General features: G+C 48.6%; 12 protein-coding genes. 7 read left to right on the plus strand and 5 right to left on the minus strand.

The window, feature by feature from the left end:
• Positions 1-199: 199 nt before the first annotated feature.
• The 3 genes from AT746_RS09610 to AT746_RS09620 form a co-directional block, all read right to left on the minus strand.
• Positions 200-2,272 carry a tetratricopeptide repeat-containing diguanylate cyclase gene (locus tag AT746_RS09610; protein WP_062479722.1) on the minus strand — a complete coding sequence of 691 codons (2,073 nt, stop codon included), beginning with the start codon at positions 2,270-2,272 and terminating at the stop codon, positions 200-202.
• Between the two features lie 207 nt (positions 2,273-2,479).
• Positions 2,480-2,770, minus strand: coding sequence for a high-potential iron-sulfur protein (locus AT746_RS09615; RefSeq protein ID WP_062479724.1), 291 nt, complete (start codon positions 2,768-2,770; stop codon positions 2,480-2,482).
• A 133-nt stretch (positions 2,771-2,903) separates the two neighbouring features.
• On the minus strand, positions 2,904-3,683 hold the full coding sequence (locus AT746_RS09620; protein WP_062479726.1) for a class II glutamine amidotransferase: 780 nt from the start codon (positions 3,681-3,683) through the stop codon (positions 2,904-2,906).
• A gap of 193 nt (positions 3,684-3,876) precedes the next feature.
• Between AT746_RS09620 and AT746_RS09625 the strand changes: the two genes are divergently transcribed.
• Entirely contained in the window at positions 3,877-4,452 is a 576-nt protein-coding gene (locus tag AT746_RS09625) for a Tll0287-like domain-containing protein (protein WP_062479729.1), read from the plus strand.
• On the opposite strand, the gene AT746_RS09630 is transcribed toward AT746_RS09625, so the two are convergent.
• Positions 4,442-4,939 carry a DUF2165 family protein gene (locus tag AT746_RS09630; protein ID WP_082633218.1) on the minus strand — a complete coding sequence of 166 codons (498 nt, stop codon included), beginning with the start codon at positions 4,937-4,939 and terminating at the stop codon, positions 4,442-4,444. The two genes, AT746_RS09625 and AT746_RS09630, sit on opposite strands and share 11 nt — an antisense overlap.
• A 164-nt stretch (positions 4,940-5,103) precedes the next feature.
• Here AT746_RS09630 and AT746_RS09635 point away from each other — a divergent pair, with 164 nt between their 5' ends.
• Positions 5,104-6,675 carry a cation:proton antiporter gene (locus AT746_RS09635; protein ID WP_062479732.1) on the plus strand — a complete coding sequence of 524 codons (1,572 nt, stop codon included), beginning with the start codon at positions 5,104-5,106 and terminating at the stop codon, positions 6,673-6,675.
• Between the two features lie 10 nt (positions 6,676-6,685).
• Here AT746_RS09635 and AT746_RS09640 read toward each other — a convergent pair whose 3' ends face one another.
• Positions 6,686-7,150 (minus strand): hypothetical protein, encoded by a 465-nt coding sequence (locus AT746_RS09640; RefSeq protein WP_062479734.1) that lies wholly within the window; start codon positions 7,148-7,150, stop codon positions 6,686-6,688.
• A 240-nt stretch (positions 7,151-7,390) separates the two neighbouring features.
• On the opposite strand from AT746_RS09640, the gene ccoN reads away from it, so the two are divergent.
• From ccoN to AT746_RS09665, 5 genes are all read left to right on the plus strand, one after another.
• Positions 7,391-8,818, plus strand: a complete 1,428-nt coding sequence (gene ccoN, locus AT746_RS09645; protein ID WP_062479736.1) for a cytochrome-c oxidase, cbb3-type subunit I — start codon at positions 7,391-7,393, stop codon at positions 8,816-8,818.
• Positions 8,819-8,832: 14 nt separating this feature from the next.
• Positions 8,833-9,438, plus strand: a complete 606-nt coding sequence (ccoO, locus tag AT746_RS09650; RefSeq protein ID WP_062479738.1) for a cytochrome-c oxidase, cbb3-type subunit II — start codon at positions 8,833-8,835, stop codon at positions 9,436-9,438.
• Position 9,439: 1 nt separating this feature from the next.
• Positions 9,440-9,631: a cbb3-type cytochrome oxidase subunit 3 gene (locus AT746_RS09655; protein WP_062479741.1), complete on the plus strand. Its 192-nt coding sequence runs from the start codon at positions 9,440-9,442 to the stop codon at positions 9,629-9,631.
• Positions 9,624-10,577 (plus strand): cytochrome-c oxidase, cbb3-type subunit III, encoded by a 954-nt coding sequence (gene ccoP / locus AT746_RS09660; protein ID WP_062479743.1) that lies wholly within the window; start codon positions 9,624-9,626, stop codon positions 10,575-10,577. The genes AT746_RS09655 and ccoP overlap by 8 nt, the downstream gene beginning before the upstream one ends.
• Positions 10,578-10,650: 73 nt before the next feature.
• The gene (locus tag AT746_RS09665; RefSeq protein WP_062479745.1) at positions 10,651-11,139 is read left to right on the plus strand and encodes a FixH family protein; all 489 of its coding nucleotides are present in this window, start codon (positions 10,651-10,653) and stop codon (positions 11,137-11,139) included.
• Positions 11,140-11,154: the final 15 nt, after the last annotated feature.

Consider the following 11,154-nt stretch of genomic DNA (forward strand, 5'->3'; position numbering starts at 1 on the left):
TTTATGGGCGTCAGTCAATTCAGATATTTGCTAGTGGGATTTAAGTCGTGGCGTGTGACGCTGCCTGTGCTATGGCTGATGTTTTATCATCCTGCAATGCTGCTCTTTTCTGCTTTATAGATATAGAGGACGTGGTCGCCTGAGTCGGCGGTAAAACATTATAAAGGCAATTATAAGGAGACTGGTTCCCCGTTCAGGTTCAGCACCAGGTAATGTCGGTGTTTTTTGCCAGACTGCTTATCACCTTGATCTCATTTTGGCTGATTCTGTCCTTAATCAGGTCTGCATTGATGGGAAAACCGTCGGCCAGCGGCGTACTGGCAGACTCAATGCCAACATAGCAGTCCCGGCCACTGTTTTTAGCGGCGTACAGGCACAGATCGGCTAATTCAAGAAGCCGCTTCCAACTCTCAGGCCCACTCTGGCTGGCCGGCACCAGTGGATAGCAGGAAAAGCCAACCGAGCAGGTTACCCTGATCTGACGTTGTTCAATTTCGAAGGGGGTCTCACGTACACACTCAATTAAGCGCCGGGCCACATCACCTGCATCCTGACGGTTAACCTGGCGGGCAACACAAACAAACTCTTCCCCACCCCAGCGGATAAGATAGTCAGACTCTCTGAACACCTTTTGCAATCGCTGTTTAAATTGGATCAGAACTAAATCGCCACCATGGTGACCATGGTTGTCATTGATCTGCTTAAAGCGATCCAAATCAATCATAAAAACGATCATATCCGCATTTTGTGGAGCAGCTCGCCTGCCCTGATGCCAGTCAGTATAAGCTCTTCGGCTTAGTTCAAGATCACTCAACACATGTTGCTCAAGAAAAAACCTATTGTTCAGACCCGTTAATCTGTCTGTCAGGCTCAGGGCTTCAACCTTTTTATAGGCATCACGTAATTCCTTATTCTTCAGTCTGAGTTGTGCAGTCCGGCGCTCAACCAATACGCTTAGTTTGCTGTTTATACGTTTTCGCTGATAACCACGGTAGATTAAAAAGAGCATGACAAAACCAATCAGCAGACCTGTTACCAGCATATTTCGCTGTTGCTGCTGTGTTTCTAGCTGTGCCTGTTGCAATGCCCGCTCTTTCTCCAGTAACGCTATCTTGTATTCATTTTTAATAAATTCAGTTTGCGCCTGAGCTGCGGCAATGCCTGTGACACGTTTTTCATTTAACAACTGCTCGTCCAGTTGTTGTTTGCGTTGCAGGGATTCGAATGCTTGCTGGACTGAATGCAACTGGATATAGGCTTCAACCCGTTGCTCTTCAAACAATACCTGGTCTCTTAGTTCATTATTAAGTCGGGCCAGCTCAATTCCCTGCTCTATATATTCTAGCGCCGCCGAATAGTCTTCTTGTAGCAGTGTTACATCTGCCAACATTCCGAGAAGATCGACTTTAAGGCTCAGATACTGGTTTTTTTCTGCACGGACTAACAATTCAAGCAGTAACTCCCGTGCCTCGGTATAGTGACCGGTATTAATATCCACCTGAGCCATGGAGCTTCGCGCCCAGTCGGTATCTCTTGGTGCCTGAATTTGCTGGAAAAGGGCAATCGCCTTACTGATATGTTCGCGGGCCAGCTGATGTTGTCCTAACTCACTTAAAACGTAACCCACTTTATTATGGCTATAAGCCATATCTTTGGGGTTGTTCCGATTGATATCCATTTGCAGTGCGTCGTTAAAGTACTGCAGGGCTTTTTCATGGTCCCCCATCACCCGGTACAAATCCCCCAGATTATAAATGCCGGTGGCAATGCCCCCGCTATCATCTAGCTGATAATCTATTTCAAGGGCCTTCTGGTGAGCCTGAAGGGCTTCTTCGTATTGGCCCATTTTTTCCATAATCAGACCAATACTGTTATAGGCACTTCCAATTGCGGTCATATCCTCAAGCTGCTGATAGATCTGCATGGCAAGATAAACGTAACTCAGGGCCTGAGGATAATCGACCTGATATCGATAGGTTAAGCCCAGTTGCCGGTAGCTGTCAGCCAGCCATTTTTGCTCACCGGAATCCTGAAAAAACTGGATGGCAAGATTCAGCTGTGTCTTTGCCTGAGGGTATTGGTTACGTTCCATGTGATTCCGTGCCAGTGCAAACGCCGCTTTGCCCTGATAAAGCGCACGGCCTGAGGATTCTGATGCCTGCAGCAGCAGCCGGGCCTGTTCATCGGCTTCATCCATCAAGCCCTGCTCACGTAACTGGCTGACCTGGCTGTATAGTGCATCAATTTCTGCGTCAGTGAGCGCGAGACACATCAGACTCCACATACTCAGATTCACAATAAAGAATAACTTCGCGCTCCAATACACCCTGGCTGTACCCTACTTCGTCAGAACCTGATTTCAAGTCGCTTACTTTACCCTATTAGTTGAATGTCTCCCAGCCTGTTGTATAAACAAGTATCCGCAACAGGCACGGGTTACGCGTTACTTTAGTTGCGACTGAGAAGCCAGGCATATTTGTTAGTTAGCCTTAGCCCAGGCCGCGCACCAGCCCTTGTTAGCAACAAGCTTATTAGGAAACAGCGCGCAGGGGCGCCAATCTTTGTTCGCATCACCCTGAATATGCATACAATTAGAGCAGTCCTGACCGTCCTTCTCCGATTTATGCACATACTGCAGCGCTTTGGCGCTGGGGTTATCCAGGCTTAGTTTTTCCTGAGCACTGGCCCTGAGAGTGATACCGCCAGTGGTTAATCCAATCAGTGTAGCACCTGAGATCTTAAGAAAGCTCCGTCTGTTGATGTTTGACATAGTCACCTCTGGTCTGTTGAGAAAGAGAATAATTGTTATTTTGCTACCCCTGAAATAACTCAGGCCCGTCCAAAGACGGGCCTGTTAGGGATGCAACTTCTAATACTAGCATAGTTGTAATAGGGATCGATTTTCAGCCACCGCTTTTAACCACCACCTCGCCCAGTTTAAACAGGATACCTTCTCCGGGCTGCATTTTTTTCCACTGTTCATTGTTTGTCAGGGGTTCAGTGGCGATTACGGTCACCACATCGTCAATGGTCGTATGCTGAGTAAAATCGATATCCACATCAAGGTCTGATAAGCGAGCCACACTGAACGGGGCCCTGCGCGTTATCCAATACAGTTTTGTTGAGCAGTATGCCAGCAGGTAGTCGCCATCGCTTAGCAACATATTAAATACACCCCGCTGATGAAGCTTATTGGCCTTCTTCTGAATAAAGCGAAATGCTGCCTTGCGGCTATAGGCACGGTTGGGATAGTGATTGGCCAGCTCACTAAGCAAATAGCAAAAGGCATACTCGCTATCTGTGGTACCTACAGGAGTAAAAGGGCCGTAGGGTAGATCTTTATATTCGCTGAGCTGGCCATTGTGGGCATAGGTCCAGTAGCGTCCCCAGAGCTCGCGGGTAAATGGATGGGTGTTCTCAAGCGAGATCCTGCCCCGGTTAGCCTGACGAATGTGGGCCAATACCGCACAGCTTTTCATCGGATAATCCGAAACCAGGTTGGCGATCTCTGAATCATGGCTGGGGTTAGGGTCCTTAAAGGTATTTACCCCTTTTTTGTTGTAAAACGCAACACCCCAGCCATCTTTATGCGGGCCGGTGCGCCCTCCCCGCTCCCTTAACCCTTTAAAACTAAAACAAATATCAGTCGGCACATTGGCGGACATTCCAAGCAATTCACACATATTTAATACATATATTCTGGTTAAGGCGTTGAGGAGATGCGGGTTTATACCAATTATCTGTGCAGATTGGTATTTGCACTATACCCCAGGGGATCAATTGGCAGCAATATTGATATAAAACAAAAACTTTGAGTTCCGGCTCACTACAATATGATAATACCCAATCCCCCGGATGACCAACGGAGATTAAGCCGTGAATACCCTGATAAAACTATCTTTACTGCCATTGTTGCTGCCTGCAGTGGCCGCGGCGCAAGATAATTCAGAGCTGGAGAAACAGGCTAAAGAAAAGATAAAAGCCTTTGCAACTAACCTGAAATCGGAACTGAGCAAGGCCATTCAGCAAGGTGGCCTGGAACAAGGTATCAGGGTTTGCCATCACCGTGCACCGGAGATAGCTGCGCAGTCATCAAATGAAGGCTGGCAACTCGGGCGCACCAGTTTGAAGCTTCGTAACCCTGATAATGCGCCAGATAGTTGGGAGCAAAACATATTGCAGCAATTTCAGGGTCGTTTTGAGGATGGAGAGAGCCTACAGAACATGGCAGTCTCGGCAAAGCTGGATGGGCAGCAAACTAAGATATACCGTTATATGCAAGCCATTGCGGTCGATAGCGTTTGTCTTGCTTGTCATGGACAGGATATCGCTCCTGCAACACGGGCTATGCTGGAAAAGTACTATCCGGAGGATCAGGCTACGGGATTTCAGGCTGGCGATTTAAGAGGGGCATTCAGCCTGACAAAATATCTTGAGCAGGCTAATCAATAAGATCTTCAGAGTCTTTTTGCAACAGGATTAACAGCACAGCGGACAACTGCATTGAATACCAGAACGCCCCTTCCAGCGCAGTGCTGCCGGTTTGCGTTTGCCACATCTGAAAATAGGCGCCGCCGATGGCTGAGAACAAGCCAAACCAGATCAATACTGCCAGGCTCAGACCGAGAGCGGCAAAGTGTTTTGCCTGCTGAAATCTTTCAGAGCTGCCTTTTAGTTCTCTGAACATATCATAAGCCCCGCGCAGTATCAGAAAGCCGGCCAACAGTTCCAGCAGGATAATAATGCCCAGTACAAGCCAGATTATTACATCTGATGTGAAAGCTGGGCCGATACTGGCAGGATAGAGAGTGTGCCCCTGCATTGATAAAGTGAGCTGGACGAAGCTAAAAGCGGCATCCAGATTCATCAAATTCTGCAATCCGTACAGCAAACAAAACAGCGATGCAAAGGCAACGAGCAGGGTTTTCATTAACCTCATGCTGATATCCTTATTGTTCAGTATTCCAACTGATGTTTAATTTAGCAGCAAGATCAATCATTTGCACATATCCGCTTAAAAAATGATTTATAGAAGTTTTTTGCTTTAATACGCAGGTCTCTATTATTCTAGGGGCATTCAAAGTGCCGTAGAGAAACAGCAACATGGATTTTATCTGGATACTTTTTGCCTTTGTCTGTGGCCTGGGCGTAAAACTGCTGCATTTCCCTCCCCTGATTGGCTTTCTGGCAGCCGGCTTTGTACTTAACTTTGCGGGTATCGAGCCCGCTGACAGTCTCGATACATTGGCCAATCTTGGTATTACATTGTTGCTTTTTACCATTGGTCTGAAGCTGAATATTCGCGACTTACTCAAGCGTGAAGTATGGCTTGGTACCGGCGGGCATATGCTGCTCTGGTCTGCTCTCATGAGTCTGCTTTGCATTGGCCTGAGTAGCGCAGGCCTGGCATATCTGAATATTCTCGACTGGCAGTCGGCAGCCCTGTTGGGATTTGCACTCAGTTTCAGCAGTACCGTCTGTATTGTTAAGATGCTTGAGGAAGCCGGAGAAATGAAAACCCGCCACGGCAAAGTCGCTATTGGTGTGTTGGTTATGCAGGATATTCTGGCTGTGCTGTTTCTGGTCACTGCAACCGGCGAAATCCCTTCGATATATGCCCTGGGTTTGTTTGGCCTGTTATTGATCAAACCTTTATTAAACAGGCTGGTTAACCTGGCGGGTCATGGTGAATTACTGCCATTAACCGGTTTTTTCCTGGCGCTGGGAGGGTACGAACTATTCAGCATAGTGGGGATTAAGGGGGATTTGGGCGCCCTGCTTATGGGCATACTATTAAGCAGCCATGCTAAGTCTACTGAGCTGAACAAGGCGCTGCTGAGTTTTAAGGATCTGTTCTTAATCGGCTTTTTCCTGTCTATCGGTTTTACCGCCCTGCCTGACTTGCAGATGATAGTTATTGCGCTGGTGCTCTGCCTGATGTTGCCGATAAAATTTATGCTGTTTTTCTTTATCTTTACGGGATTGCGGTTAAGGGGACGAACGGCCTATCTTTCAGGCATGGCGTTATCAAATTTCAGCGAGTTCGGCCTGATTGTGGCAGCGTTATGTGTGGATCTGTCGCTGCTCAGTAAGGAATGGTTGGTGATTCTGGCACTGGCTGTGTCGTTTTCCTTTGTGATTACCAGCATCATCTATCGATATGCCCATGCGGGGTATTCAAAATACCAGTCTCAGATCAAAGGTTTCGAAAAAAAGCGGCGCTTGCCAGAGGATATCTACCTGCAGCCGGCCAATGCCAGGGTGCTGGTGGTGGGGATGGGCCGTGTAGGTAAAGGCGCGTTCCTGGCGCTTAGTGAGGTATTAGGCAAGCAGGTTTGGGGCATGGATGCCGACAGAGACCGTGTTGAACGACAAAAAAAGCTGGGTATGCAGGTGATGATGGGCGATGGTGAAGACGCGGATTTATGGGATAGTATGGATCTGAGTGATACCAAACTGATCTTGTTGGCCCTGCCTTCAACGGAAGACATTCGTCATATTCATGACCAGTTACGCAAAGCGGGTTATAAAGGGCAACTGGCAGCTATCGCCCGCTACGAAGATGAACGCATAGAAATGATCCAGCATGGTATTGATCACGTGTTCAATTTTTATACCGAGGCGGGTACCGGCTTTGCTGAAGAGAGTCTGCAACTGCTGAAAAAAGCGGCCTGACTCATCATGCTCAGAGGATGGTATTTCCGAGAGTAGTATTAAAGTACAACTCGCGGTAAAAGGAATTACCGTCGCGGCTGAATACCATGGACAATTTCCACTGCATACTGGGCTCACTGCAACTGCCCAAAAAACTGATGCCTGTCAGCGGCAGCTGCTGGCGATCAATAAACACTATGGTTCGTCCCATATACATATTCACCCCTTCAATATGAGCTTCCTCCAGACGGTACTCATCGGGTATATCAAAGGTAAAATGTATCTGCTCTTCTATGGGTATCGGCCGCGGCGAAAGACTGACCACAGCACTATGTTTGCCTAGTTTAAAACTGCAGTCGGATTGATCCAAAACACAATCACCGTCGTTGGCATTATCATCTCCGGAAGGGGCTTTCTGTAGCCAGACGGCAACAGAAAGTATGACCGCCAAAACCAGCAGGCTGAGCACAAGTGACAGGGTTTTTGCGGAGGGCATATTGTTGCATTCTGGTTAACAGATTTGCGCATCAGTGTGAATTATTGACCGGGATCAATCAAGAGTCAGATAGCCTATCTTTTTAGGGGTAAAAACTTTATCATTTGCGCCCGAAGTCCCGCCAGATACAGGTGATTTTTCAAGCGCTTAAAATCGTTTGAGGACTGGCGGAATCTGTTTGGTTTCCTATGGTTATCAGGTAACAAAACAATTCATCTCAGTAGCGGAAGATTCAAAAAAATGAATGAAACCAGTCGAGCACATCCGGAATATAACTATAAGGTAGTGCGACAGTTCGCCGTCATGACGGTGATATGGGGAATTGTCGGCATGAGCGTTGGTGTATTGATCGCTGCCCAGCTAATCTGGCCAGAGCTTAATTTTAATACGCCCTGGCTCACCTACTCCAGACTCAGGCCTTTGCATACTAATGCGGTGATTTTCGCATTCGGTGGCTGCGCCTTGTTTGCGACATCCTACTATGTCGTGCAGCGAACCTGTCAGACAAAGGTCTTCAGTGACAAACTGGCAGCCTTTACGTTTTGGGGATGGCAGGCGGTTATTGTTCTGGCTGCTATCACCCTGCCCCTTGGGCTGACATCATCCAAAGAGTACGCGGAGCTGGAGTGGCCTATAGACATCCTGATTACGCTGGTGTGGGTGGCTTACGCCATCAACTTCTTCGGGACTCTGGTGATCAGGAAAACCTCCCATATCTACGTAGCCAACTGGTTTTTTGGTGCCTTTATTCTGACAGTTGCAGTACTGCATATTGCCAACTCCATGGTGGTACCGGTTTCATTTACCAAGTCATACTCACTTTATGCCGGTGCCGTGGATGCCATGGTGCAGTGGTGGTACGGGCATAACGCCGTTGGCTTTTTCCTGACCGCAGGGTTTCTGGGCATGATGTATTATTTTGTGCCCAAGCAAGCCGGCCGTCCGGTTTATTCTTACCGTCTGTCTGTGGTGCACTTCTGGGCGTTGATTTCACTCTATATCTGGGCCGGCCCGCACCACCTGCATTACACCGCTCTGCCCGACTGGACGCAGTCTTTAGGAATGGTGATGTCGGTGATCCTGTTTGTCCCCTCCTGGGGCGGGATGATCAATGGCATCATGACCCTGTCAGGGGCCTGGCATAAGCTGCGTACCGATCCCATTCTGCGCTTTTTGATTGTGTCACTGTCTTTCTATGGTATGTCCACCTTTGAAGGGCCGATGATGGCGATTAAAACCGTGAATGCTTTATCTCACTATACCGACTGGACTGTGGGGCACGTGCATTCAGGGGCACTTGGCTGGGTTGCTATGATCTCTATCGGCTCCATCTATCACCTGATTCCGGTACTTTTTGCGCAGCCTCGTATGTACAGTACCCATCTCATCAATATTCACTTCTGGCTGACCACTATTGGGGTGGTGCTGTATATCGTCGCCATGTGGATTTCCGGCGTTATGCAGGGCCTGATGTGGCGTGCCGTCAATACTGATGGCACCCTCACCTACAGCTTCATCGAAAGTATCGAGGCGTCCAAGCCCTTCTACTTTGTCCGCTTTATAGGTGGCTGTTTTGTTGTCGCTGGTATGTTGCTGATGGCATATAACTGCTATCGCACCATACGGGCACCCAAAAACAGCCTGCAAGCTGAAGCGCAACCGGCATAAGGTAACAGGCAGATATGAAAAACGTACATGAGATAGTAGAGAAAAATACCGGTCTGCTGGCCATCCTGATTCTGGTGGTGATCAGCTTCGGTGCTCTGGTGGAGATTGCTCCTTTGATGTTCCAGCGCCAGGTCACAGAGCCGGTGGATGGGCTCAAACCTTACACTGCCCTGGAACTGGAAGGCAGAGATATCTATATTCGCGAAGGTTGTGTGGGTTGTCATAGTCAGATGATTCGCCCTTTTCGTTCTGAAACCGAACGCTATGGTCACTATTCGGTTGCCGGAGAGTCCGTGTGGGAGCGTCCGTTCCTGTGGGGCTCAAAGCGTACCGGTCCTGATTTGGCTCGTGTCGGTGGTCGTTACAGCGATGAATGGCACAGAGTTCACCTGATTGACCCCAGAGCCGTTGTACCTGAGTCGAATATGCCGGGTTTCCCCTGGCTGGCAGAAAATACCCTTGATGGTGAACTGACGGCCAAGAAAATGGAAGTGTTCCGCGACTTTGGTGTGCCCTATACCGATGAGGATATTGAAGGCGCGAAGGATGCGGTCAAAGGTAAAACAGAAATGCAGGCGCTGATTGCTTACCTGCAGTCACTTGGCAAGGCGTTGAACTGATATGGATGCGGTCACCATTAACGTCATCTGGACTGTAGCCATCTTTGTCATTTTTGTTGCCATTGTTATCTGGGCGTACAGCAAACGCAGTCAAAAAGGCTTTGATGAAGCCGCCAATCTGGTGTTTGACGACGACAAGTCCGCTCAGGACAAGGCACAACAAAATAAGCGGGAGTCATCTAGCAATGAGTAGCTTTTGGAGCATTTTTATCTCAGTCATCACCCTGGGGACAATCCTGGGCTGCTTTCTTCTGTTGCGCTGGTGTTTAAAAAACATGACCGGCGTCGAGGAAGGCGACGATATGCATCATGATTTTGATGGTATTGTGGAAATCAATAACCCCCTGCCCCGTTGGTGGACCATTATGTTCTATGTCACCATCGTATGGGGTGTTATTTACCTGGCCTTGTATCCTGGTCTGGGTAACTTTGCCGGTCTGCTTGGCTGGAAAAGTTCAAACCAGGACGTACGTAGTCTGGAAGAGTCCCGTGCTGCAGCGGAGCAGGCGCTGGAAAACGGCGAACTGGTGGAATATGACCGCCAGATGCAGCAGGCACAAGAACGCTTTGGACCCATTTTCGAAGCTTATGCCAAACGGGATGTCACCGATCTGGCTACGGATCCTGAGGCCCTTAAAGTAGGTCAGCGGTTGTTTTTACAAAACTGTGCCCAGTGTCATGGCTCTGATGCACGTGGCATGCGTGGTTTCCCGAACCTGACCGATGATGCCTGGTTATACGGCGGCAGTCCTGAACAAATTCGGACGTCCTTATTGCAGGGGCGTCAGGGTGTTATGCCTGGCTGGATAGATTCCTTTGGTGAGAAAGGTATTGAGGAAATCGTCGCCTACACCCTTAGCCTGAGTGGCCGTAAGGTGGATCCGGATCTTGCCCGGGCCGGTGAGTCCAGATTTGCCGCGTGCGCGGCCTGCCACGGACAGGATGGTAAAGGTAACTACGCCATGGGTGCACCAAATCTTACGGACAATATCTGGCTCTATGGTGGCAGCGAAAAAGCCGTTACTGAGACCCTTACCCACGGTCGCAACGGTGTGATGCCTGCCTGGAAGGATATACTGGGTGAAAATAAAATCCATTTGCTTACCGCTTATGTATACAGTCTGTCTCAGGAACAATAAGACAAACGTTCAGCTCATCCCAAAAGCCTCGTTCTGACGGGGCTTTTTATCATTTAAAGCGAACCGGAAGATCATGACCCCTAAGCCCCCACCCTGGTACAAGCAGTTCTGGCCCTGGTTTTTAATAGCCATTCCTGTGATTTCTATTGGTTTGAGTATCAACTTACTGAGACTGGCCACCAGTGGCCAGGACAGTATGGTCATCGAAGATTATTACAAGGAAGGTAAGGCCATTAATATGCGCCTGGATAAAGTCCGTAAGGCAGAAGAACTGGGCATAGCAACACACCTTAGCATCAGACAAAAAAAGCTGGTGCTTGAATTTACCCGGTCTGCACCTGAACAGGGTACGGCGCTTAAGCTGTTCTTTCAGCACCCGACACTTGAGGAAAATGATTTTCAGGTGATGTTGACCCGGGACAGTGTCGGACGTTACAGCGCAGAGCTACCCCGTGATATCTCCGGCAAGTGGCATCTTACTCTCGAACCTTTTGATCAGCAGTGGCGGATCTATCAGGTAGTCGGGTTGCCACAGCAAGAGCCCATTGTTTTTATCCCTTAACATCAGGTTGCCAGA

Origin of the sequence: Lacimicrobium alkaliphilum, assembly GCF_001466725.1 — a bacterium.
Taxonomy (GTDB): domain Bacteria; phylum Pseudomonadota; class Gammaproteobacteria; order Enterobacterales; family Alteromonadaceae; genus Lacimicrobium; species Lacimicrobium alkaliphilum_B.

What these genes read in the sequence shown, in the direction of transcription:
- AT746_RS09610 (WP_062479722.1), bottom strand. Translation starts at nt 2,272, where the DNA reads ATGTGTCTCGCGCTCACTGACGCAGAAATTGATGCACTATACAGCCAG.
- AT746_RS09615 (WP_062479724.1), bottom strand. Translation starts at nt 2,770, where the DNA reads ATGTCAAACATCAACAGACGGAGCTTTCTTAAGATCTCAGGTGCTACA.
- AT746_RS09620 (WP_062479726.1), bottom strand. Translation starts at nt 3,683, where the DNA reads ATGTGTGAATTGCTTGGAATGTCCGCCAATGTGCCGACTGATATTTGT.
- AT746_RS09630 (WP_082633218.1), bottom strand. Translation starts at nt 4,939, where the DNA reads ATGAGGTTAATGAAAACCCTGCTCGTTGCCTTTGCATCGCTGTTTTGT.
- AT746_RS09635 (WP_062479732.1), top strand. Translation starts at nt 5,104, where the DNA reads ATGGATTTTATCTGGATACTTTTTGCCTTTGTCTGTGGCCTGGGCGTA.
- AT746_RS09640 (WP_062479734.1), bottom strand. Translation starts at nt 7,150, where the DNA reads ATGCCCTCCGCAAAAACCCTGTCACTTGTGCTCAGCCTGCTGGTTTTG.
- ccoN (WP_062479736.1), top strand. Translation starts at nt 7,391, where the DNA reads ATGAATGAAACCAGTCGAGCACATCCGGAATATAACTATAAGGTAGTG.
- ccoO (WP_062479738.1), top strand. Translation starts at nt 8,833, where the DNA reads ATGAAAAACGTACATGAGATAGTAGAGAAAAATACCGGTCTGCTGGCC.
- AT746_RS09655 (WP_062479741.1), top strand. Translation starts at nt 9,440, where the DNA reads ATGGATGCGGTCACCATTAACGTCATCTGGACTGTAGCCATCTTTGTC.
- ccoP (WP_062479743.1), top strand. Translation starts at nt 9,624, where the DNA reads ATGAGTAGCTTTTGGAGCATTTTTATCTCAGTCATCACCCTGGGGACA.
- AT746_RS09665 (WP_062479745.1), top strand. Translation starts at nt 10,651, where the DNA reads ATGACCCCTAAGCCCCCACCCTGGTACAAGCAGTTCTGGCCCTGGTTT.